The sequence below is a fragment of the Corynebacterium neomassiliense genome, from assembly GCF_900626215.1.
GTDB lineage: Bacteria > Actinomycetota > Actinomycetes > Mycobacteriales > Mycobacteriaceae > Corynebacterium > Corynebacterium neomassiliense.
In genome coordinates, this window is record NZ_LR131106.1 from 2,161,209 (window position 1) to 2,184,440 (window position 23,232).

Annotated in this window: 19 protein-coding genes; 5 read left to right on the plus strand and 14 right to left on the minus strand. The window is 67.9% G+C overall.

What is annotated here, in order from left to right; genetic code table 11:
• Position 1: 1 nt before the first annotated feature.
• Genes E0E18_RS09520 through E0E18_RS09530 form a run of 3 tightly spaced genes read right to left on the minus strand, consistent with a single transcriptional unit; the run spans position 2 to position 4,231 of the window.
• A complete protein-coding gene (locus E0E18_RS09520; protein ID WP_419866048.1) occupies positions 2-1,705 on the minus strand; it encodes an APC family permease in 1,704 nt (567 codons plus the stop codon).
• On the minus strand, positions 1,692-2,633 hold the full coding sequence (locus E0E18_RS09525; protein ID WP_110482290.1) for a universal stress protein: 942 nt from the start codon (positions 2,631-2,633) through the stop codon (positions 1,692-1,694). Before E0E18_RS09525 ends, E0E18_RS09520 begins: the two co-directional genes overlap by 14 nt.
• Positions 2,630-4,231: a flavin monoamine oxidase family protein gene (locus tag E0E18_RS09530; protein ID WP_066585168.1), complete on the minus strand. Its 1,602-nt coding sequence runs from the start codon at positions 4,229-4,231 to the stop codon at positions 2,630-2,632. The genes E0E18_RS09525 and E0E18_RS09530 overlap by 4 nt, the downstream gene beginning before the upstream one ends.
• Positions 4,232-4,331: 100 nt before the next feature.
• Between E0E18_RS09530 and E0E18_RS09535 the strand changes: the two genes are divergently transcribed.
• Complete coding sequence (locus E0E18_RS09535) at positions 4,332-5,186, plus strand: TetR/AcrR family transcriptional regulator (protein WP_130840488.1); 855 nt, start codon at positions 4,332-4,334, stop codon at positions 5,184-5,186.
• A 16-nt stretch (positions 5,187-5,202) separates the two neighbouring features.
• Here the strand turns inward: E0E18_RS09535 and E0E18_RS09540 are convergent, their stop codons facing one another.
• Positions 5,203-6,750 carry a PucR family transcriptional regulator gene (locus E0E18_RS09540; RefSeq protein ID WP_130840490.1) on the minus strand — a complete coding sequence of 516 codons (1,548 nt, stop codon included), beginning with the start codon at positions 6,748-6,750 and terminating at the stop codon, positions 5,203-5,205.
• Between the two features lie 236 nt (positions 6,751-6,986).
• Between E0E18_RS09540 and gabT the strand changes: the two genes are divergently transcribed.
• The 3 genes from gabT to E0E18_RS09555 are packed head-to-tail and all read left to right on the plus strand — an operon-like array spanning position 6,987 to position 11,297.
• Positions 6,987-8,333: a 4-aminobutyrate--2-oxoglutarate transaminase gene (gabT, locus tag E0E18_RS09545; protein ID WP_130840492.1), complete on the plus strand. Its 1,347-nt coding sequence runs from the start codon at positions 6,987-6,989 to the stop codon at positions 8,331-8,333.
• A gap of 3 nt (positions 8,334-8,336) precedes the next feature.
• Entirely contained in the window at positions 8,337-9,806 is a 1,470-nt protein-coding gene (locus E0E18_RS09550; protein WP_130840494.1) for an NAD-dependent succinate-semialdehyde dehydrogenase, read from the plus strand.
• Between the two features lie 36 nt (positions 9,807-9,842).
• Positions 9,843-11,297, plus strand: a complete 1,455-nt coding sequence (locus E0E18_RS09555; RefSeq protein WP_237559724.1) for an amino acid permease — start codon at positions 9,843-9,845, stop codon at positions 11,295-11,297.
• Positions 11,298-11,349: 52 nt separating this feature from the next.
• Here the strand turns inward: E0E18_RS09555 and E0E18_RS14020 are convergent, their stop codons facing one another.
• From E0E18_RS14020 to E0E18_RS09570, 3 genes are all read right to left on the minus strand, one after another.
• On the minus strand, positions 11,350-12,117 hold the full coding sequence (locus E0E18_RS14020) for a cupin domain-containing protein (protein ID WP_078057149.1): 768 nt from the start codon (positions 12,115-12,117) through the stop codon (positions 11,350-11,352).
• 9 nt (positions 12,118-12,126) lie between these two features.
• Positions 12,127-13,503 carry an NAD-dependent succinate-semialdehyde dehydrogenase gene (locus E0E18_RS09565; protein WP_066585149.1) on the minus strand — a complete coding sequence of 459 codons (1,377 nt, stop codon included), beginning with the start codon at positions 13,501-13,503 and terminating at the stop codon, positions 12,127-12,129.
• 163 nt (positions 13,504-13,666) lie between these two features.
• Positions 13,667-14,434, minus strand: a complete 768-nt coding sequence (locus tag E0E18_RS09570; RefSeq protein WP_078057148.1) for a GntR family transcriptional regulator — start codon at positions 14,432-14,434, stop codon at positions 13,667-13,669.
• A gap of 125 nt (positions 14,435-14,559) precedes the next feature.
• On the opposite strand from E0E18_RS09570, the gene E0E18_RS09575 reads away from it, so the two are divergent.
• A complete protein-coding gene (locus E0E18_RS09575; RefSeq protein WP_130840496.1) occupies positions 14,560-15,984 on the plus strand; it encodes a CitMHS family transporter in 1,425 nt (474 codons plus the stop codon).
• Positions 15,985-16,291: 307 nt separating this feature from the next.
• On the opposite strand, the gene E0E18_RS09580 is transcribed toward E0E18_RS09575, so the two are convergent.
• The 7 genes from E0E18_RS09580 to E0E18_RS09610 all read right to left on the minus strand — a co-directional run bounded on the left by E0E18_RS09580 (position 16,292) and on the right by E0E18_RS09610 (position 23,218).
• Complete coding sequence (locus E0E18_RS09580) at positions 16,292-16,615, minus strand: putative quinol monooxygenase (protein WP_237559725.1); 324 nt, start codon at positions 16,613-16,615, stop codon at positions 16,292-16,294.
• 16 nt (positions 16,616-16,631) lie between these two features.
• Positions 16,632-17,723: an Ldh family oxidoreductase gene (locus E0E18_RS09585; protein WP_130840498.1), complete on the minus strand. Its 1,092-nt coding sequence runs from the start codon at positions 17,721-17,723 to the stop codon at positions 16,632-16,634.
• 141 nt (positions 17,724-17,864) lie between these two features.
• Positions 17,865-18,884, minus strand: coding sequence for a lactonase family protein (locus E0E18_RS09590; protein ID WP_066585146.1), 1,020 nt, complete (start codon positions 18,882-18,884; stop codon positions 17,865-17,867).
• Between the two features lie 51 nt (positions 18,885-18,935).
• Positions 18,936-20,291 (minus strand): GntP family permease, encoded by a 1,356-nt coding sequence (locus tag E0E18_RS09595; protein WP_066585145.1) that lies wholly within the window; start codon positions 20,289-20,291, stop codon positions 18,936-18,938.
• A gap of 207 nt (positions 20,292-20,498) precedes the next feature.
• Entirely contained in the window at positions 20,499-21,893 is a 1,395-nt protein-coding gene (locus E0E18_RS09600) for a GntP family permease (protein WP_130840500.1), read from the minus strand.
• Positions 21,890-22,486, minus strand: a complete 597-nt coding sequence (locus E0E18_RS09605) for a gluconokinase (protein WP_130840502.1) — start codon at positions 22,484-22,486, stop codon at positions 21,890-21,892. The genes E0E18_RS09600 and E0E18_RS09605 overlap by 4 nt, the downstream gene beginning before the upstream one ends.
• 102 nt (positions 22,487-22,588) lie before the next feature.
• Positions 22,589-23,218: a gluconokinase gene (locus E0E18_RS09610; RefSeq protein ID WP_130840504.1), complete on the minus strand. Its 630-nt coding sequence runs from the start codon at positions 23,216-23,218 to the stop codon at positions 22,589-22,591.
• Positions 23,219-23,232: the final 14 nt, after the last annotated feature.

Consider the following 23,232-nt stretch of genomic DNA (forward strand, 5'->3'; position numbering starts at 1 on the left):
GTTACTCCTCAGAATCGGTGGATGTGACGTGGTTGACGTGGCTGACGTGGTTGCCGGTATCGGCAGGACTGGCAGGGCTGGCAGGGCCGGCACCGGTGGGCGGTGCGGATACCGGGGACACCACCAGTTCGGTGACCGGGCGGTCGGGAACCTCTTCACGGGAGGACCCGGCGCCCCCGGCGTCCCCGGTGGCGGAATCCGCCTCCGACCGCGAGTGACAGTGCAGGAGTGTCTCTCCCCGGAAGAATGACGGGTCACGGAGCCTCACCCAGAGCATCACCACGACACCGAGGATGAGGACGCCCGCACCGAGGATGAAGACCATCCCCACACCGCCGATGGACGACCCCGAACCGTAGGACGGGTCGAGGGAGTCGACGGCGGTGTAGAAGAACATCACCAGCAGTACCAGGCCTCCGGCCAGCGGGAACAGGAACATGAAGAGCATGTTGCGCAGGGAGTCGAACATCTCGTGGCGGAAGTACCAGACGCAGGCGACGGCGGTGATCCCGTAGTAGAAGCAGATCATCAGACCCAGTGCGCTGATCGTGTCCCACAGGGCGTTCTCACTGACGAGACGGGTGACGGTGTAGAAGGTTCCGGCGGCGGCCGCGGAGATCACTGTGGCGGTGGACGGGGTACGGAACCTGGGGCTGATCTTCGCGAAGGACGGTGGCAGGGCCTTGTAGTAGCCCATCGCCAGCAGCGTCCGGGACGGGGAGATCATGGTCGACTGCAGGGAGGCGAAGGAGGAGCTGAGTATCGCCAGGGACATGAGGATGCCCCACTTGCCGAGCACCGGGTCGGCCAGTGCGGCGAAGATGGACTCCTGGTTGTCGGGGTTTCCGGCGCCGAGGCCCCCGGTTCCGGTTCCGGCCCAGGCGATGACGCCGACCGCGCAGAGTGCGTAGACCGCCATGATGACGAGGACGACGATGGTGGAGGCCCTGCCTGCGGTGCGTCGGGGGTCCTTCGTCTCCTCGTTCATCGTGAGGGTGGCGTCCCAGCCCCAGAACATGAAGATCGACAGTGAGACTCCGGCGGCGACGGTGGAGAAGGAGCCCGTGGCGTCCATGTCGAAGGGGTTGAACCAGGAGAGCTCAACGTCGGTGGGGTCGAAGCTGGTGCCCTTGTCCGCCTGGGCGAGGGCGACGACGGCGAAGCCCGTGAGTACGACGAGCTGGAAGCCGACGAGCCAGTACTGCAGGTTCTTCGTGGATTCGACTCCCCGGTAGGCCACCCACGCCGCCACGGTGATGAAGACGAGGGTGGTGGGGATGTTGATCCACAGGTTCGTCGTGAGGTCGGCGATGTCCGGGTTGTCGAACACCTGGGACAGCAGCAGGTAGAAGAAGTCGACGGCCACGGCGGCGAGGTTGGACAGGACGATGACGGTCGCTGTGACGAGTCCCCATCCTCCCATCCAGCCGACCCACGGGTTGAAGGCTTTCGTCGCCCAGGTGAAGGAGGTGCCGGAGTCCGGGACGCGGTTGTTGAGTTCCCGGTAGCCGAAGGCGATGAGCAGCATGGGCAGGAAGCCGAGCAGCAGGATGCCGGGCACCTGGGTGCCGACTTCGGAGATGGTGGGGCCGAGCCCGGAGGTCAGGGTGTAGGCGGGGGCGATACAGGAGATGCCGACGACGACGGCACCGAGGACGCCGATCTTGCCGGCGGCGAGACCTTTTCCGTTGTCACTCACTGTCACTCCTGTTCGCAGGGTGTGTGTAGTCGGCGGGGATGACCACGACCGGTACCGGGGTGGTGCGCATCATTTTCGTGGCGGTCTTGCCGAGGAAGAGGTGTCCGTGGGCGGCCAGGCGGGAGGACGCCACGAGCACGATCTCGTCGTCCCTCCAGTCGAGTTCGTGCAGGGCGTCGGTGACCGAGCGTCCGGTGGCGATGACGGTGGTGGCCGTGCCTGCCGAGACCATGTCGGCGGCTTCGGCTGCGAGGCGTCCGGTGGCTTCGCTGTACACCTCGTTGATGACCTGCATGTTGATCGCGGCGGTGTCGACGGTCGGGTCGGTGTCTCCGTCGGGTTCGTCGACCATGACGAGGGAGACCAGGCGCAGCGGGATGTCGCGGTCGCGGGCGGTCTCCAGTCCGACGGCGATGACGTCGGTTCCTCCGGGGCGTCCTCCGAACATGGTGGTGACCCGGCCCAACGGGCCGGTGAAGCTGTAGCCGGTGGGTGCCAGGGCGACGGGGACGGGGGAGGCGTGCAGAAGGGTCGACGCCATGGGTCCGAGGCGATGGCGGCGCAGCAGGCCGCCGGAGCGGGCCCCGATGACCAGCAGTCCGGCGTCGAGGGTCCGGGCGGCGGCGAGCAGGCCTTCGGCGGCGTCCACGGCGCGGACGAGGTGTCCGGAGGCGGTGACGTCGGCGGGCACCGTGCCCAGGGCGTCGGTGAGCCACTGTTCGAGCTGGCTGGTGAGGATGTCGTCATAGCTGCGGTCGTACCCGTGGGCGGGGGAGTAGCCGGTGTCCTCGGGGGCGACGAGCACGAGGTGGAGGTTGAGGTTCTGCCGGCGGGCGACGGCGATTCCCAGTGACAGGGCGTCCCTGCCGGTGGCGGTGGCAGAGTACCCGACGACGACGGGGGCACGGTGGCGGGTCTGTGACGGACCGGTCATGAGTACTGCCTGTCGCCCTGCCCGGCATGCAGCCCGGCATGCTGCCCGGTGTGCTGTACGGCATCCTGCGCGGCGAGGACGGCCAGGGCCGCTGCCTCACCCTGGCGCACGGCGCCGTCGACGTGCTGGTAACCCTCGGCGGCGATGTCGGAGCAGGCGTAGTGCACCGGTCCGGTGGGCCGGTTCTGGAGGTGGCCCCACCGGTGAAGGCCGCCGAGATCGTAGCTGGTGGCGTAGGCGCCGCGGGTCCATTCCTCGGCCGCCATGTCGGACAGGTAGAAAGCCACCGGTTCCATGGTCTGCGGTCCCAGGTACTCGGCCATGGCGGACAGGATCCGGTGACGTCGCTCCTCTTCCGGGAGTGCCCACATCTGTTCTGCGTTCACGTCGGAGACGAATCCGACGAGGGTGCCGAAGGGGTCCTCGGCGGTGGTCCCGTCCGGACCGTAGGGACCGTAGTTCGTGTTGTCGTAGACCTCCTGCACCAGGCGTCCTCCGCCGAAAGCTGTGCCGGACAGGCCCGCCTCCCGCCAGAAGGGGGTGTCGTAGACGGCGTGGACCTTGATGACGAGTCCCATGGAGATGTGCTGGTGGGCGATGTGCTGTTCGCGTGGCAGCGGGGGCACGAAGCGGATCCGGTTGTAGAGGTTCGGGGGTACCGCGAGCACCGCGTCGGTGGCGTGGACGGTGACCTCGCCGTCGGGCCCGGTGGCGTGGACGGTGACTGAACCGCTGCTGCCGTTGCCGCTGACGCCGTCGCGTACGTCCGCGGGGATGCCGTTGAGAGGGTCGGCGGTGTCCGGGTCGACGTCATGCCAGTCGATCTGGTGTGCCGGGGTCTCCAGGAGGATGCGCCCTCCCAGTTCGCGGATCTTCTCCGCGAGCCGGACGGAAACTGTCTGCATTCCGCCGATGACGCGTCGGTCGAGGATGAAGTTCTCGTCGACGAGGTTGGAGAAGGAACCGGCGGAGGCTGCCATGAGCACCGCCTGCAGGGTGGAGAAGGCGTAGGAGGGTTTGGTGAGCATCCCGGAGGCGACGTAGATGGACACGTTGTCGATGGCTTCCCGGTCGTCGGAGTGCCGGTGCAGCCAGGTGCGGAAGGCGACTGTGTCGAGTTCCTCGGCGCGGGCCGCCGCCCACGGGGTTTCGGCACCGACCTCTTCGGCGAGGTCGTCCATGAGGGCGATGAGCTTCTCCGTCTCCTCCCGGGTGTGGTCGGAGACGGGGAGCCGGTCGCCGGTGTAGGTGTGGCGGGTGCCGTCGGGTGAGATGTAGACGGACTGTCCGTCGCGGTACCGGGGGAAGGTCTCCAGTCCCAGTTCGTCGACGAGTGCGCTGAGGCGGGTCTGGTCGGGGGAGATCCACTGTCCGCCGATCTCGATGAAGTGTTCCCGGCCACGGTCGTCGAGGACTGTCCCGTTCCAGGTGCGTCCGCCGACACGGTTCCGGGCTTCGATGACGGTGACTCTTCTTCCTGCTTTCGCCAGCGTGTATGCGGCGGTGAGTCCTGCGGGGCCGGCTCCGATGACGACGACGTCGGTGATCTCGGTGACGTCGGTCGCCGTTTCTGCGGCTGGTGCTGCGGTGGTGGCCATGTACGACTTTCCTCTCTAAAAAGAACGGCATTCGTTTGTTGGAGGACTGTACAGTTCCGACAGGCGCATGGGGAGGGTTCCTCTGTAAAATCCTTGTGACATGAACCGACGCCCCCGCTCCCCGTCCTCCGACCCCGGTGTCCGCCGCCGCGCCGGTCGTCCGGCGAAACCTCTTCTCAGCGGGGGACTCATCGCAGACGCGGCCCTGGACATCGTCACGGCGGACGGTATCGACGGGCTGACGATGAAGACACTCGCAGGCCGTCTGGGGGTGTCGGTGTCCTCCCTCTACAACCACATCGCCAACAAGGCTGAACTGCTCGCCTCGGTGCAGGACGCCGTCATGTCCCGGGTGGACGCGCAGGGTTTCACGGACGTCGGGGCGGCCGCGCCGGAGGAGAGGGCCGTCCGGCTCGCCGAGGCCCTGCGCCACTGGTCCCGGTCGTACCGGCAGGTGTTCGCCGACTACCCCTCGCTCGTCCCCCTGATAGCCACGATGCCGGTGACCGGTGCGCCGGAGACCCGCAGGATGTACGACACCGTGGCGGCCGGACTGCTCGCCGCAGGCGTCCCCTCTGCCCGGGTGGTTCCGGTGATCGTCGCCTTCGAGTCCTTCCTCTACGGTTCGGCGATGGACGCGCACGCCCCGGCCGGGATCTTCAGTTCCGCACCGGAGGAGTCCGACGCCCCGACCTTCCGCGCGGTGGTGGAGGCGTTCACCGCCGGCGGGGAAACGGAGGCGTTCACCGCCGGCGGGGAAACGGAGGCGTTCACCGCCGGCGGGGAAACGGAGGCGTTCACCGCCGGCGGGGAAACGGAGGCGTTCACCGCCGGCGCGGGCGGAGGGGATGATGCGGTTCCGCCGCGCTCCGGCGTCCCCAACCCCTACGCTGACCTGCCGTTCGAGTGGGGGTTGGACGCCCTGGTCGCCCGTACCCTCACGCTTCTGGGCTGACCGGACAGGCCCGGCCTCAGCGCCGCGTCACCGTCACCAGCAGCAGCTCCGCCCGCACCACAGGATCGTCCAGGTCGACCTCGCAGGCTTCGGCGATCCGGTTCAGCCTGGTCCTCACCGTGTGCCGGTGCACTCCCAGGGTCTCCGCCGTCGCCGCCGCCTTTCCGCCGGACCGCAGCCAGGTCTCCAGTGTCTGCATCAGCTCCCTCCCCTCCTCCGGGCTGCGTCCGGCGGCGGTGATCCTGTCCACCGTCTCCGAGGCGCGCAGGTCCAGGGCCTCGCGCACCGCCGGCCGGTCCAGCCAGTCGGTGCCCGCACCGTAGGGGCCGACGACCGACCCGGGGGTCAGCGTCCTGGCGGCGGTTTCCAGACGCCTCACCCGTTCCAGTGTCAGTTTCTCCCATTCCACCGGTTCCCCCACCGCGATGCGCACCCGTGGGCGTGCGGTTCCGAAGGTGCCGGCGATGTCCTCCACCGCCCGTGAGCCGCGGAAGAGGAAAACTGCGGTGGATGTCTCCAGCCTGGTGGTGACGAGGTGGCGTCCTCCCCGGGCGGTGGTGCGGTCCGCCTCCGCCCGGGCCTTGTCCAGGTCGGCGACCCTGTCTGCGGCGACGACGGTGGGGCGCACCAGTCCGTCGCCGTCGGCGGCCTGGTCGAGGATCTGTCCCCCTGAGGTTCCGGACCCTCCGAGACCCAGGTGGAGCCGCAGGGCCAGGGAGTTCAGTTCGGTACGCTCCCGTCGCAGGTAGGCGGGCCGTTGCAGCAGGATGTCAGCCAGTCCGGCGGCGTGTTTGAGCACGGAACGGTCGTGGGTGGTGAACGGGTGGTCGGCGAGCACGGTGATGAAGTGCACCCGTTCACCCTGGAGGGTCATGCGCTGGGTGATCCGCCACAGGTCAGGACGCCCCGGGCCGCGGGACACCCGGTGGTCGGCGCTGCTGTGGTTGTTCAGCGCGGCGTTCTTCGCGGCGTCCACCGCGCACAGTCGCACACCGTCGGCGGTCGTCCGGTCGCACCGTCCCTGGACGCGGCCGTCGTTGTCGGTGACTGCCACGGCCGCCGCGAGGTGGGAGGCGGTGTCGGTGATCAGGGCGGTGACGCCTCCCCGTACGGCGGCGGTGGAGAGCTGCTCCTGGGTGCTGATCAGGTGTTCCTGGTCCAGTCGGGCACGGCGGGTCCTCTCTGCCTGGACGGTGTTGAGGATGGAGATGAAGGCGGTGCTGCGGGGGACCTCGAACAGGGCGACACCCCGGTGGCGGGCGGCGTCGACCAGTTCGGGGGGGACGCGGGGGTAGAACAGTCCGGTTCCGAAGCCGACTGCGGTGACCTCCGCGTCGGCCAGCCGGTCGATGTATGCGGGGAAGGGACCGTGCTCCCGGGACAGTGCCACCCCGACGGTCAGGACGACGGCCTGCGGGGCGAGAAACTCCCCCGGATCGGTGAGTTCCGTGGGCTGGACCACGGTAAATCCCCGGTCGGGGGTGGCCGGCACGAGGGGGCGCAGATCGAGATTGTGCTGTGCGTACAACCAGGGCAGCCGGAGGGTGGGCAGATCATCGGGCATGGACTGACTGTACAAAATCAGAGGACATCTTCGACAGTCGGGCCATGAGCAGGAACACATCCTGTCAACCATCATGATCTGCGGTACCGCACCGGTGTATCCATCCCGGTGACCGTCCGGTGAACGCCGGCGGTCCCCCTGGTGAATCCGGTCCGGGGCACCGGCTGAAACCGCGGCAGCACATCGATCACCATCGATCAACACCGCTGAACACCGCTGAACATGAGGAGCATTCCATGACCGACCTCACCGATCTGACCACCCGCCTCCCGCAGGAACGGAAGATCGTCACCGACCAGCTGCCCGGACCGGCGTCCGCCGCCCTGGCCGCCCGTACCTCCGCCTCCGTGGCCCGTGGCATCGCCCCGGCACTCAAGGCGTACATCGTCGACGCCGACGGTGGCGTCCTCGTCGACGCCGACGGCAACTCCTTCATCGACTTCGCGTCCGGTATCGCCGTGACCAGCGTCGGCGCGTCCAACCCCGCAGTTGTCGAAGCGGTCCGTGAGGCGGTGGGACACTTCACCCACACCAACTTCACCACCTCCCCGTACGAGGCCTACACCGCTGTCGCCGAGAAGCTCAACGAGATCACCCCGGGTGACCACGAGAAGCGGACCGTGCTGCTGAACTCCGGCGCCGAGGCAGTCGAGAACGCGGTGAAGATCGCCAGGAACTACACCGGCCGCAACGCGGTCGTCGTGATGGACCGGGCATACCACGGCCGTACGAACCTCACGATGGCCATGACCGCCAAGAACGTCCCCTACAAGGACGGCTTCGGCCCCTTCGCCTCCGAGGTCTACCGTGCACCGATGAGCTACCCGCTGCACGACGGTCTCACCGGCCCGGAGGCCGCGGAGAAGACCATCTGGCAGATGGAGAAGGAGATCGGCGCCGACAACCTCGCCTGCGTCGTCATCGAGCCGATCCAGGGCGAGGGTGGATTCGTCGTCCCGGCCGAGGGCTTCCTCCCCGCGATCGCCGAATGGTGCCGTGCCAACGGTGTCGTCTTCATCGCCGACGAGATCCAGGCGGGCATGTGCCGCACCGGTGACTGGTTCGCGGTCAACCACGAGAACGTCATCCCGGACGTCATGACCACCGCAAAGGGCATCGCCGGCGGTATGCCGCTGTCCGCGGTCACCGGCCGCGCAGAGATCATGGACGCCCCCGGCCCCGGTTCCCTCGGCGGCACCTACGCCGGCTCCCCGGTGGCCTGCGCCGCAGCCCTCGCCGCCCTCGGCCAGATGGAGGAGCTCGACCTCGCCGGCCGGGCCCGCGGAATTGAGACGGTCGTCCGCGAGATCCTCGAGCCGCTCGTCACCGAGACCGGCGGCCGGGTCGCCGAGGTCCGTGGCCGTGGCGCCATGCTCGCCCTGGAGTTCGTCGACGCCGACGGCCACGCCGACGGTGCGACCGTGAAGAAGATCGTCGCCGACTGCCAGGCCGCCGGCCTGCTGACCCTGACCTGCGGTCTCAACGGCAATGTCATCCGCCTGCTGCCCCCGCTGGTCATCGGCGAGGCACTGCTGCGTGACGGCCTGACGGTGCTCGCCGAGGCGATCCGGAAGAACATCTGACCCATGACAGTCATCGGCACCCGGCTGCCCGCCGACCTTCCCACCCAGATCTGGTCCGGGCTGACCCCCGTCGACGCCTCTGACGGCGCCACCTTCGATGTCAGCGACCCTGCCACCGGTGAGGTCATCGCGACCGTCGCCGACGCCACCGTCGATGACGCCCTGACCGCCCTGACCAGGGCAGTCGAGGCGCAGAAGGCGTGGGCGGGATTCTCGCCCCAGGCGCGCTCGGACGTGCTGACCCGAATCTTCGGGCTCATCGGGGAACGCGCGGACGACTTCGCCGTCACCATGACCCTGGAGATGGGCAAGCCCCTGGCGGAGGCGTACGGGGAGGTCACCTACGGCAACAGCTACTTCCGCTGGTTCGCCGGGGAAGCGGTCCGCATCCCGGGCCGTTTCGCCACCTCCCCGAACGGCAACGGTCACATCCTCGTGACCCGCGGCCCGGTCGGCCCGGTGCTGGCGATCACCCCGTGGAACTTCCCCCTGGCGATGGCGACCCGCAAGATCGCCCCGGCGCTCGCCGCCGGATGCCCGGTGATCGTCAAACCCGCCGCCGAAACCCCGCTGACCATGCTCCTGCTCGGCGAGGTTCTCGCGCAGGCGTTCACCGAGGCCGGGGCCCCTGACGGACTCGTGTCGATCCTCCCGTCCACCAGGGACGCCGACATCTCGAAGACCCTCATGGCCGACGAGCGGCTGCGGAAGGTGACCTTCACCGGGTCCTCCCCGGTGGGGCGCCTGCTTGTCCGGCAGTCCGCTGACAGGCTGCTGCGCACCTCGATGGAGCTCGGCGGCAACGCCCCCTTCGTCGTGGCTGAGGACGCCGACCTCGATCTCGTCCTCACCGCCGCCATGCAGGCGAAGATGCGTAACGGGGGAGAGGCGTGCATCGCCGCGAACCGTTTCCTCGTCGCCGCTCCCGTGGCCGCGGAGTTCACCGGGCGACTCACCGCCGCGATGGACGCCGTCGTCACCGGTCACGGACTCGACGAGGGAACCACGCTGGGACCGGTCATCACCGCGAAGCAGCGTGACCGCATCGCCGCCCTCGTCGACGACGCTGTCTCCCGGGGTGCGACGGTCACCACCGGTGGCGTCGTCCCGGAGGGCCCGGGCAACTTCTACCCGGCGACCGTGCTCACCGACGTCCCCGCTGACGCCCGGATCCTCCACGAGGAGATCTTCGGTCCCGTCGCCACAGTCACGACCTTCCCCACTCTCGAGGAGGGGGTCGCCGCAGCGAACGACACCGAGTTCGGACTGGCGGCCTACGGGTTCACCGCGTCCGAGGAGACGGCCCGGTACTTCGCTGAGAACCTCGACGCCGGAATGGTCGGGATCAACCGGGCCGCCATCTCTGACGCCGCGGCCCCGTTCGGCGGCGTCGGACAGTCCGGCTTCGGACGTGAGGGAGGTGCCGAAGGAATCGGGGAATACCTCGAGACCCGGTACATCGCACTCAACTGATCCACCCACAACACCAGAACAGACAAAGGAACCACCATGGCCTCTTCAGCCGGAAGCTCCACCGTTCCCGGAGAGCAACCCGGGGCACACCCGGGCAGCGACCCGGAGAAAAGCCTCGCCCGAACGCAGAACGCCACGAAACTGCGCAACAGGCACGTCACCCTCATCGCGCTCGGCGGCATCATCGGTTCGAGCCTCTTCATCGGCTCGGGCAACATCATCCGATCGACCGGCCCCGCTGCGATCGTCTCGTACCTGCTCGGTGGTCTCCTGGTCTACCTGGCGATGAAGATGCTCGGCGAGATGGCCGCACACCGTCCCGCGGTGGGGTCCTTCATGGACTACGCCCGCGAAGGTCTCGGCGACGGGGCGTCCTACCTCGTCGGCTGGCTGTACTGGTACTTCTGGGTCGGCGTGCTGGCCTATGAGGCGGTCATCGGCGGCGAGACAATGCACGGGTGGTTCGGTGCCGTGCCGACCTGGGCGTGGTCGCTGATACTGCTGGCCGTGTTCGTCGCCTCCAACGCGGTGTCGACGCGCAGTTTCGGTGAGATCGAGTTCTGGCTGGCCGGGATCAAGGTCATCGCCGTGGTCGTCTTCCTCGTCGCGGGCACCCTGTTCGCACTGGGCCTGTGGCCGAACTCCGATTTCTCCGTCCAGAACCTCTGGGACGAGGGCGGGTTCGCCCCCAACGGTATCGGCAAGGCCTTCACCGGTGTCGCCATCGTGATCTTCGCCTACTTCGGTACCGAGATCGCGGTCATGGCCGCCGCCGAGTCCGAGGACCCGGGCCAGTCGGTCAAGCGGGCGACGAACACCGTGGTGTGGCGCATCCTGCTGTTCTTCGTCGGATCAGTCGCACTGATCGTCATGATCGTCCCCTGGGACGAACTGCCTGAGCCGACTGACGTCGCCTCGGCGCCGTTCACCTACGTCTTCGAGCTCTTCGGCCTGCCCGGCGCGGCGACGGTCATGCAGCTCATCATCTTCACCGCCGTACTGTCGGTGCTGAACTCGGGCCTGTACTCGGCGTCCCGCATGCTCGCGGCGATGGGTGACCAGGGATTCGCCCCGAAGGCCGTCACGGTGCGGACCCGTCACGGTGTCCCGGTGCTGGCTCTCATCGCCTCCACCGTCGGCGGCGTGGCTGCGACCATCGTGAACTTCGCGTTCCCGAACACCGGCATCTTCGACTTCATCATGAACTCCTCGGGCCTGGTCGCCCTCTTCGTGTACGTCATCATCGCGGCGACCCACTGGAACATGCGCCGGAAGATGACTCCGGAGGAGGTCAACTCCCTGGAGATGAAGGCCCCTCTGTACCCGTGGATGAACATTCTGCTCATCCTCGGTGTCATCGGAATATTCGTGGTCATGGTCATGGAGGATTCCAGCCGGACCCAGGTGTGGACCAGTCTCGTGGCCACCGCTGTCGTGGTCGTGCTGTGGCCGCTGGTGAAGCGGAACCTGGCGAAGCGACGTGCCGAGTAGGGCGGCGCCCTGTCGGATGCAGGACGCCAGGGCCCGTGAGCGCCGCTCCGGCTCAGAAGGCGGTGTGGACGTGGGTGAAATGCGTTGCTTCCGGCGGAGTCGCGAGGTGAGGCATGACGAGTTCGCGCCAGCCCGCGAACTCCGGGGAGTTCCGGAACCCCTCCGTGTGGTCCTCGAGAGTGCTCCACCGGATGTGCAGCCGGTAGTGGGAGGCATCCTCGAGCTGGCGGACCAGCGCGAAGGTCCGGGCGCCGGTGGCACGCTGGAACAGCGCCGCGGCATCCGACACCGCCTGTTCGAAGGCTTCCTCGGATCCCGGTGTGACGTGCAGGTCGACGACCTCGGTGACGGAGGTCCGCGCCCCTGCGGGCACCGTTCCGTCCGCAGCGTCCGCCGCCTCCCCGTCGATGCGGCCGTACTCGCCGGACCCGGTCAGGGTACGGGTCGCGTCGACTGACGCATAGGTCCACAGGATCCGCATCTCCTCGGTGTCGGAGGCGTTCTCGAAGTGGTGCGGGACATTGGCGGGGACGAAGGTCGTGTCGAAGGTGGTGAGTTCGGTCCGCTCTCCGTCGATGTCCACGACCGCGTTACCGGCGATGACCATGACGGATTCGACGACATTGTGGCTGTGGTGGCCGATCTGTGCACCGGGGCCGAAGATCGTGGTGCCGTTGAGGAAGGTCGTGGCACCCCGGGCGTAGGTGACCAGCGGGACCGTGCGGGCTCCGCCACCACGGTTCTTGGAGGGCAGCTCGTCCGGGCGGAGGACCAGGCTGGGGAACGAGGAGACGGGGGACTCTGAAGGCGTGGTGGTCATGGTTGTGCTCTACTTTCCGATCCAGATGGTCTTGGTGTTGGTGAACTCGCGGATGCCCAGGTGGGACAGCTCCCGGCCGTAACCGGACCGCTTGATTCCGCCGAACGGCAGGCGGGGGTCGGACGCGACCTTGCCGTTGATGAATACGGCGCCGGCCTCGATCTCCCCGGCGACGCGGCGTGCGGTGGCGGGGTCCCCGGAGAACACCGTGGCGCCGAGGCCGTACTCGGTGGTGTTGGCCAGCGCCACGGCCTCGTCCTCGCCGGCGGCACGGGTGATGGTGGCCACCGGGCCGAAGGTCTCCTCGTCGAAGGCGGCGTGTCCGGGGCGGACGTCGCCGAGGATGGTCGGCGGGTAGTAGGCGCCGGGGCCGTCGGGGACTTCACCGCCGAGCAGCAGGGTGGAGCCCTGGGCGATGCTGCGTTCCACCTGGTCGTGGAGGGCGGCCCGGAGATCGGCGCGGGCCATCGGGCCGATCTGGGTGGAGTCATCGGTCGGGTCGCCGACGGTGAGTGCCCCGGCCTTCGCCACGACGAGCTCGGTGAAGGCATCGGCCACGGACTCGTCGACGATGAACCGCTTGGCGTTGACGCAGGACTGGCCGTTGGAGTTGAACCGCGAGGCGACGGCGGTGGACGCGGCGGCCTCCAGGTCGGCGTCGGCCAGGACGACGAAGGGGTCGGAGCCGCCGAGTTCCAGGACCTGCTTCTTGAGCGCCTTGCCGGCCTGGGACGCGACGAGGGCGCCGACCTCGGTGGAACCGGTGAGGGTGACCGCGGCGATCCGGTCGTCCTCGATGACGGTGTGGACCTCGGAGGACGGGATGACCAGGGTCTGGAACAGGCCGGCGGGTGCGGAGACCTCGGCGAGGGCGGTGTCCACGATCTCCTGGATGGCCAGGGCGCATCCGGTGACATTGGAGGCGTGCTTGAGGACGGCACCGTTGCCGGCGGCGAAGGCGGGGGCGGCGAAGCGGAAGAACTGCCAGAACGGGTAGTTCCAGGGCATGATCGCCAGGACGACGCCGAGCGGGTCGTACTGCAGGCCACTGACCGCGGCATCAGAGGCGATCTCCTCGAAAGCGAGGAAGTCGGCGGCGTTCTCCGCGTAGTAGTCCAGCGTGAGTGCGGACTTGGCGACCTCTGCGCGAGCCTCGGTGACCGGCTTGCCCATCTCGGCGGTGATCAGCTGTGCGAAGCGCTCCTCGTCAGCGCGCAGGGCGGAGGCCATGGCGGTGAGCAGGGCGGTGCGGTCGGTGACCGGGACGGTCCGCCACTGCAGGAAGGCATCGTGGGCGGCGGTGAGACGGGTGTCCGTCTCCGCGGCGGTGTGGTCCGTGTACCGGGCGAGTACGTCGCCGGTGGCGGGGTTTATGGTGGTGGGCATCGTAGGTCCTTCCGGGGTTCAGGGTCCGGGAAGATCCTCGGCGGAATCCTCTCCGTGTTCGTGAGTGTACCCACAGGTATACCTGTTGGCAATGACGGTCCCGCCGGTTGGTCTGTGTCGGGGTGGAGGGCGGGTCCGGGGCTCGCACGCGTGCCCGCCCGGCTCAGCCCCGGATGTCGATCTCCCGACTGAAGGGGGAGTTGTCGGTGACCAGAGAGGTGAGGATGCTGCGCTCGACGTGGATGAGGTGCTGGCTGCAGGCCGCACCGGCCGGTCGGGGATCACCGGACGCGGTGGCCGTGCACATGTCGATGTGCTCCTCGACGGACTGACGCAGTCTCGCGGTATCGGCGTGGGCGATGACCCGGAGTCGCGCGGTGTGTGGCCTCAGGCCTTCGATGCTGCTGCGGAGGAACCTGTTCCCGCACCACGAGACGATGAGTGTGTCGAAGCGGGCGGCGGCGGCGCGGAATGAAGCGGAGAATTCATCCTGACCGGTGCTGTCGCTCTGCTCCCCCAGCGAGCGGAAGGTGTCGGCGAGCTCCGTGAATGCGGTCCGGACCGCTTCCGTGGTCTGTGACCGCAGGGCGATCTCCTCGAGCGCGGCGACCTCGACCACCCGTCGGAAAGCGAAGAGATCCCGGACCAGGCTCAGGGAGAGCGGGGAGACCATCGGCGCCTGACGTGGCTCAAGGACGACGAGTTCATCGGAGGCCAGACGGCGCAGCGCGTCGCGCACCGGGGTGCGGGACGTTCCGGTGTGTTCGACCAGCCAGTTCTCCGGGAGGCGCTCCCCGGGGGCAAGTGTCCCGTTCTCGATCTCCTGCCGGACGAGCTGGTACACCTGATCGGCTTTGCGTCCTGCCGGGGGGAGTTTCGGGGTTGTTTCCCGGGAAGTTCCGACATCGTTGAGCTGGTGGTCATCGGCCATGGGGACCACTTTAACCCACGAAGACTATTGCACTTGGGAATACCCGTCTGTATACCTAAGTGACACAATCTAGTGGTTGCCGTCACAGCGGTCGCCGTTCTGTCCCCCAGCTCTCAAGGAGCGTCATGCTCGTCTTCCTCGGCTTCGCCATGATCGCGTGCTTCATGTACCTGGTCATGGCACGGAAAGCCACACCTATCGCCGTGCTCATCCTGGTCCCTGTGATCTTCGGACTCTTCGCCGGAGGGCGGACCGATATCGGGGACATGGTGGAGGAGTCCCTCCTCAAGCTCGCCCCGACCGCCGCCCTCCTGTTCTTCGCGATCCTGTTCTTCTGCACGATGATCGACGTGGGCGTCTTCGACCCGCTGATCAGGTGGATCCTGCGTTTCGCCCACGGCGACCCCGTGCGGGTGACGATGGGGACGGCACTGCTGACCTCGATCGTCTCCCTCGACGGAGACGGATCGACCACCTTCATTATCGTGACCTCGGCATTCCTTCCGATCTACCGGAAACTGGGGATGTCGCCGGTCGTGCTCACGGTCATCGCCGCGCTCTCCAACGGCGTGCTCAACACGGTCCCCTGGGGAGGGTCGACGTCCCGTGCGTCCGCCGCCCTGGGCGTTTCGCCGGTGGACATCTTCGTCCCGATGATTCCCGCGATTCTCGCGGGGGTGGCGTCCGTGCTGGTTCTCGCCTACTTCCTCGGACTCGGCGAACGTCGCAGGATCGGGAAGCTTGAGCTGGTCGATGATCCGTCCGGGGAGCCGGGCGCCGGCGGGGATACTCCCGCCTCCCACCGATCGGACAGCGCCGGCGACGAGGTGGACGACGCGTCCTCCGGTGCGCCTGCCGGCGAGGCCGGCGAGGCCGGCGGGGCCGGCGAGAGAGCCGGTACCGCGGCCGGGATCATGGACCGCCCGAAGGCCCGGCCGAAGCTGTGGTGGGTGAATCTTGCGCTCACCCTCACGGTGATGGTGCTCCTGGTGGCGGACGTGCTGTTTGCACCGTTGATCTTCATGGTCGCGGCCTCTCTCGCGCTGGTGCTGAACTTCCGCAAGACCGGCGATCAGATCGGTCAGATCCAGGAACATGCGCCGAGCGTGATCACGGTCGTCGGAATGATCATGGCGGCGTCGGCGCTGACCGGCGTCCTCGAAGGAACCGGGATCATCTCGGAGATGTCGTCGTGGCTGGTTGACCTCATCCCCACCTCGTGGGGGCCGGTGCTCGCGACGATCGGTGGCGTCCTCAGTATCCCGTTCACGTTCCTCATGACGAATGACGCCTTCTACTTCGGCATTCTGCCCATCCTCTCCGATGCCGGCGGACACTACGGCATTGAACCGGTGGAGATGGCCAGGGCGTCCATCGTCGGGCAGGCGCTGCACCAGTCCAGTCCGCTGGCCCCCTCGTTCCTGCTGCTCGTGGGACTCGCCGGCGTCTCCATCGGGGACCATTTCAAGAAGGTGTTGTGGCGGGCGGTCGTCGTCGCCCTGGTCATGCTCCTGGTGGGCGGACTCACGGCCGCCTTCCCGCTCCTGTGACGCGGTGACCGCGGTGCACGGAGCACGCCGCGGTCGACCTTCTCCGCCCCGTCGGTGTCCCCGGACTTTTTCCCGGACGTTCCCGGACACCGACGGGGCTTCTCCGCGTCCGCGGCCGGGTCGCGTCTTCCGCGTCATGCCTCCCCGGTTCACGTCTCTCCGTGTCATGTCTTCCCGGGAGACGTCGAAGGCCGGGCACCCTGTGCGGGTGCCCGGCCTTCGACGTCGGGAGGAGAGGTGGAGAGAGGGGGCGGCTGTTGTGAGGAGTGGGCACTGTGAGGGGCGGAGCCGCCGTGAGTGCCGGTGCCTACTGGTGGTGGAACAGCCGGTCGGCGAGGACGTTCCGCTGGGAGCCGGGCACGACGTGCAGTTCCACGGCCTTGCGCCATTCCGCGAAGTGCGGGGCCGCACGGTGCGCGGCGACGGCGTCCTGATCGGTGTAGAGCTCGAAGAAGGTGAAGTGGAGCTCGTCCTCGGCATCCTGGCTGACGTCGAAGTAGACGCATCCGGGCTCATCGGTGAAACTGCGCTCGGCGTTCTCGCGGATGGCGCGGAGGAAGTCCTCGAGGTGACCTTCCCGGACGCGGAGGTCGACGGTGAGGGATTTCAGGGGAGTGGTCGACAGAGTCATGGTCAGCTTTCTTTCCTCAGGGCAGGTCGGTGGTGGGGATGTCGGACGCCGCGGCGAGGTCCGCGAGGTCCCGGAGGGTCGTCTCCGGAAGGGTGATGCCCTCGGTGAGCAGGGAGGCCATGCTGCGGTCCTCGATCTCGCCGGGGTAGAAGACCTCGTCGAAGCCGGTGGCCGTCGGACACTCCTTGACCTCGGAGACCAGGTGGCCGAGGGCGTCGTCGAAGTCGGCGGTGTCCCGGAAGGCCGCCACGTCGAGGGCGATGAAGAGGTGGCCGGCGCCGCCGGGCGGGTTGGGCTCGTAGGGACCGTGGACGCCGGTGCCGGACTGCGAGCCGGTGAGGACGCCTGACAGGACGTCCATCATGAAGCTGATGGCGTAGCCCTTGTGCCCGGCCATCGGCAGGATGACGCCGTCGATGGCCTCGGACGGGTCCGTGGTCGGATCGCCGTCGGAGGTCAGCGCCCAGGTGTCCGGGATGGACCGGCCGTTCTGGCGGGCGTTGTAGATCTTGCCGCGGGCGACGGCGGTGTTGGCGATGTCCACCACCGCGGCAGTCTCCCCGTAGGGTGCGGCGATGGACCAGGGGTTGGTGCCGATCTTCTTCTCCCGGCCGCCCCAGGGGGCCATGGCGGGTGAGGCGTTGGTGGTGAGGATGCTCACGCACCCGTCGGCGGCGGCACGGCGGGTGTAGTACATCGCTGTGCCGAAGTGGTTCGAGTTGCGCACGCCGACGGCGCCGATGCCGTGCTTCTTCGCCCGGGCGACGGCTTCGACGCGGGCGTGCTCGGTGAGAACCTGGCCCATGCCGTTGCATCCGTCGAGGACGAGCAGGGCGCCCAGGTCGTTGAGGACTTGCGGCTGCGCCACCGGGGTCATGGCGCCGGACTTCAGGCGGTTGACGTACCAGGGGAGGCGCAGGACGCCGTGGGACGAGTGGCCCCACAGATCGGCCTGGACAAGGCTGTCTGAGACCAGGTGGGCGTCCTTCTCCGGGACGCCGTGCGCGGTGAGGATCCCGGTGCACACGGTGCGCAGGGGGTCCGGATTGACACGGGAGGTTCCGGTAGCGCCGGTAGTGTCGTCAGTCGACGGGTGGTGGAGTCCCATATGATTCATTTCCTCTCTGTATACCTCTCTGTATACACAGAGAAGGTCGGTGGTGCAACATGACGGTGGCGGCGTACCGGTGGACCGTCGGTGCCCGGTGGGTCGGTGGTGGTCGGTGATGAAAGGTCTGTCGGTGGACGGTCAGGGCAGGGGAGTGACACACACCGGACTGCCGGTGTGGGCCACGGTCCGGTACCCGGCACGTCCGTCGGCGAGATCCCCGGCACTGTGCCACGAGACGGTGTCCCCGTACTCATGGGCGACGAGCAGCCCGTCCCGGTGGTCCTGCGGATACCGGACGATGAACCGGGGGAACCGCCCTGCGCAGGGCACGGTGTGGACCAGTCGTGGCGCCGCTGGCCCGGTATGGAAGACGCTGAGGCTGTCGGCACCACGGTTGGAGACCACCAGCATCGCCCGGTTCGGGAAGTGGGCGATGCCGGCTGCTGTGCTCTCCGTGGCATCTGCGCCCTCCGGCAGGGTGCCGGTGGCGTCCCGTACCCGGAAGATGCCGGTGACATCCCTGGTCAGTGTGATCAGGGACGAGTCCAGTTCCCCGACGACGAACAGCTGCTCACCGACGATGACGCCGTGCCGCGGGCCACTGCCGGGTGCGGTCGCTTCCCGGTCGAGGACCCGCAGGTCTCCGTCGGCGGTGAGCTCGAGGGTGACGACGGCGTCGAGCCCCTTGTCCGGGACGAGGAACCGTCCCGTGTCGCCGTCGGGGATGATCTGGTGCGGGTGGGATAGCCGGTCCCCGCCCACTCCGTCGCCCAGCGACACCGTGCCGGAGACCGGCTCCAGCAGGCCGTCGGCCCTGACCGGGTGGGCGGCGACGGTGCCGGTCGCGTAGTTCGCGACCAGCAGGTGTCCGCCGATGCGGGCGCAGTGCACGGGATTGCGTCCTCCCGCCGGGACTGTCTGTGACCTGGTCAGGTGCCCCTCCGGGGACACCTCCACCACGGACAGGGTCCCGCCGTCGCCGTGGAGGACGTAAACGGGGCCGGGACCGGGTGCGGTGATCCAGGAGGGGTTCGTGAGCTTCAGGCGGTCGGACTCCGCCCAGTCGGGGTCGGCGGGGTGCCAGGCGGTGAGTCCGGAGCCGCGGCCGTCGCGTTCGGCGGTGGTGCGGGATCCGATGAGGATGGTGCGGGGTGCCATCAGAAGTGTCCTTTCGTGCGTCAGTGGCTGTGGCCGGGGGGGGGGATGCCGTCATCCGGCGACCAGTGCGACCACGGAGACGAGGACCAGTCCGATCAGGGACGCCAGCGTGGTGAGGAAGGTCATCGACCGGAGGGCGCCACTGGTGTTGACGCCGGTCAGGGACTGGAACATCCAGAAGAAGTTGCTGTTGAAGTGCACGGCGAAGACTGCTCCCGCCGCAATAGCCAGAGCGACGATGACCGGGTCCACGCCGGCGTCGGCGATGACGGGGCCGATGATTCCCGCGGCCGTGATCGCCGCGACGTTGATCGAGCCGATCGCGAGGTGGAGCACGGCGGCGATGAGCCAGGCGAGGAACACGGTCGCGATGGCACCGATCCCGCTCTCCGTGACGAACAGGGACTCCAGGACGTCGCTGAGGTCTGTGGCCCTGATCACCGCGGCAAGAGAGCCACCGAGGCCGGTGATGAGGAGGATGTTGCCGGTCGTGTCGAGTCCTCGCTCGATGGCCGATTCCGCGGTGGTGCGGCCGACGGTCCGGAGTGCGAGCAGGTAGGCGATGAGCAGGCCGAGGAACATCGCCAGCAGGGGCTGGCTCAGGAAGTCGATGAAGGCGTTCTCGAGTCCGGACGTGCGCGCCACGGCGCCACCGCCGACGAGGATGACGGGGATGAGGACGGGGATGATGGAGAGCCGCAGCGGGGGGAGGACGTCGGCGGACTGCTCGACGGCGTCGCGGGCCAGCTGTTCCTCGGCGAGCAGGGCGTCACTGGCGTGTTCGTCCCGTTCCGGGGACCACCATCCGTGCCGGAGCATCACCTGGTAGACGGTGAGCGTGAGGACCGAGATCAGCGGTGCGGCGATCACACCGAACAGCAGCATCGTGCTCAGCGGGATATCGAGAAGACCCGCAATCGACACGGCTCCCAGCCCGGGAACGACAAAGACCACACCCACCGGTATACCCACGACAAGTGCGCCGGCCATGAGACCGAGCCCGTTCCTGCCCAGGCGTTCTGCCGAGGATCTGGCCAGCGGTGCCGCGAGAACCATCTGGACGTCGGGGTAGATGGAGGGGAAGAAGAGGTTGAGCGAGACGGCCATGGCGTAGGGCAGTCGGCGGGGGCCGAAAATCCGGAACAGCAGCTGTACTGTGCGCTGCAGTGCCCCCATTGCGTTGAGCAGCGCCCCGATCAGCACTCCGAAGCCGATGAGCAGGCCGACGTTGACCATGAGGTCGCCGAATCCGTCGGCGATCGTCGTGACGGTGCCGGTCATGCCGAGTCCTGCGGCGATGCCCAGATACAGGGAACCGATCATCAGTGCGATGATCGGATTCACCTTGGTCCAGATGATGAGGGCGACGATCAACGCGATGGTGATCGAGGCATGGAGAACAATCACGGTTCCTCCTCCGGTTTCGGGTGCCGCTCTGCGGTGCGATCCTTAGGTATGCGCTTCGGTATACTTGAAGAGGGTACGTGAACGGTTTGGAGGAGACAATGACTTTTCGTGATCTACCTCACGGGGTGACGTCGACGGCGGAGCCGGTGGACGCCCCGCCAGGCCTCCGGAGACCACCTGGTCCAGATAGTCCCGGGAACTGTCCGGTCAGACGATCAGGTTCAGCAGCAGCACCACGAGCAGTGCAGAGACCGACAGGACCGTCTCCATCACCGACCAGGTCTTCAGGGTCTGCGGCACCGTCATACCGAAGTACTCCTTGACCAGCCAGAAACCGGCGTCGTTGACGTGGGAGAAGAACACTGACCCGGCGCCGATCGCCAGCACCAGCAGGGAGACCTCCGCCGAAGGCATCCCCTCGGCGAGGGGGGCCATGATCCCTGCAGCGGTGACGGTCGCGACGGTCGCGGAACCGGTCGCCAGGCGGATGAACACCGCGACCAGCCACCCGGCGACCAAGGTGGAGACCGGCGCATCCTGCACCCAGCCCCCGATCACGTCGGCGACACCGGTGTCCACCAGTGTCTGCTTGAAACCTCCGCCGGCACCGACGATGAGGATCACCCCGGCGATGGGGCCGAAGGACGCCCCGACCGTGTCAGAGACCTCCTTGGCGGTGCGGCCCTGGAGAAGACCCAGCAGGGTCATTCCGACCAGTACGGTGGCCAGCAGTGCGACGATCGGCTCGCCGAGGAACTCGAAGGTCTTGTAGACGACGGAGTTCTCGTCCACCTGTGTCGACTCGACGACGGTGCGCGAGAGCATCATCACCACCGGTAGCAGGACCACGGTCAGCCCGCGGGCGACGGAGGGCCGGGGCCGGTCGGTACCGTCACCGGTGGTGCCGGCGGTGTCCCCGGCCGCTGCCGGAGGGGCGGAGATCGGCACGTACTTCGCCATGATCTTCGCGGACAACGGACCGGAGACGATCACCACGGGGATCGACACCAGCAGCCCCAGTGCCAGGGTCAGGCCGAGGTTCGCCCCCAGGGCGTCCACCGCGATGAGGGGACCGGGGTGCGGCGGGACCAGGGCGTGGAGGGCGGACAGTCCGGCGAGTGCGGGAATGCCCAGCAGGATCAGGGGCAGCCGGGACCGCCGTGCGGCCAGGATGACCACCGGGATGAGCAGGACGATCCCGACCTCGAAGAACAGCGGGATGCCGAGCAGCATCGCCAGCCCGGCGATGACCCACGGGCGCAGGGCAGGTGAGGTGTGGTCGAGGAAGGCGTCCACGATCGCGTCAGCGGCCCCGGAGGTGACGAGGAACTGTCCGATGATCGCGCCGAGGGCGATGAGGACGCCGACATCACCGACAGTGCCACCGAATCCGGAGGAGAAGGAGCTGAAGGTCTCCACCAGGGGAATACCGGCGACGACGGCGAGCGCCGCTGAGCCGAGCATGAGGGACAGGAAAGGATGGATCTTCGCCCAGACGATCAGGACGATGATCAGCGCGATGCCGATGACCGCGGACATCACGAGGCGGGAATCGGAGGCGGAGGTGACGACCTCCGTCTCCGCCGCCAGGAGCGCGGTCATGCCGGAACTCCGCCGGTGAGGTCACCGGAGACCCCGGTGCCGGGGACTGCCGGGGGCAGTCCCGCGGCGGCGAGGACCTCGGCGACGAGGGTCTCCGGGTCGACCGTGGCGTCCAGGGTGAGGCCGTTCTCGTCCCCGGTCAGCGGTTCGAGTGTGTCCAGCTGACTGTCGAGCAGGGACGCGGGCATGAAATGTCCGCTGCGGTCGTTCAGGCGTTCAAGGAGGACCGGTGCGGGCGCGTCCAGTTCGACGAACAGGACCCTGCCGTCGTGGACACCGTCGGCCTCGCGGAGGACATCCCGGTAGCTGTGCCTGAGTGCGGAGCAGGTGACCACACTGGACTCCCCGGATTCGGCGTGGGCGACCATCCAGTCGGCGAGACTGTGCAGCCAGGGCCAGCGGTCTTCGTCGGTGAGGGGATGCCCGGAGGCCATCTTCTGCTTGTTGGATTCCGGGTGGAAGTCATCGGCTTCGGCGTAGGGGAAGCCGGTGACCTCGGCAAGATGCTCAGCGAGGGTGGTTTTCCCGCTCGCGCTCACCCCCATGATCACGAGGTGAACGGGCTGTGAACTGTCGGTCGGTTTCGAGGGCATAAGGCAGACCATACCGACCTGACGGTCACGGGAACAGAGGACGGGCCGGACGTGTCAGGCACGGCCGTCGGAGCAGGTCCGACGTCCTTCCCCGACCCCGGCCTACTGTTCCACGGCGTGCCGGGACTGCTCGGCCCTGCGGTCGGCCAGACTCGCCCTGTCCACCGCCACCGCGCCGGCCGTCCTCAGACGGGCGACGGTGTCGAGGACGGTGTCGGCGACATCCTCGGGATGACCGGAGGCGTCGACGACGGCACCGAACTCGTCGTCGTCCAGGGGCTCGACGGAGGCGAGCTGGGAGTCGAGGACGGAGACCGGGACGATGTGGTCGGGGCGGTTGGCCAGACGTTCGACCAGCACGTCGCGCGGAGCACTGAGCTCGATGACGAGAAGGCGGGTGGCGTCCTCCCCGGAGAGCTCGGAGAGGCTCTCCGCCTCGCGGAGCAGGTCCCGGTTCTCCCGGCTCAGGGGAGGGCAGGTCACGATCGCGGAAGTGCCGGACAGGGCGCGGTCGGCGATCCAGTCGCGCATCCGGTGCAGGACCGGTGTGAAGTCGGCACTGCAGAGGTCCTGGCCGGTGGCCAGCTTGCGTCGGTTGGTGGCGGGATGGAAGTCGTCGGCGCTGACGACAGGCATTCCCGTGACCCGGGAGAGATATTCGGCGACACCGGTTTTCCCGGTACCGCAGACACCCGTGAGAACAACATGCACAGGCGGGAACTTCGAAGACATGAGACAGCACCATA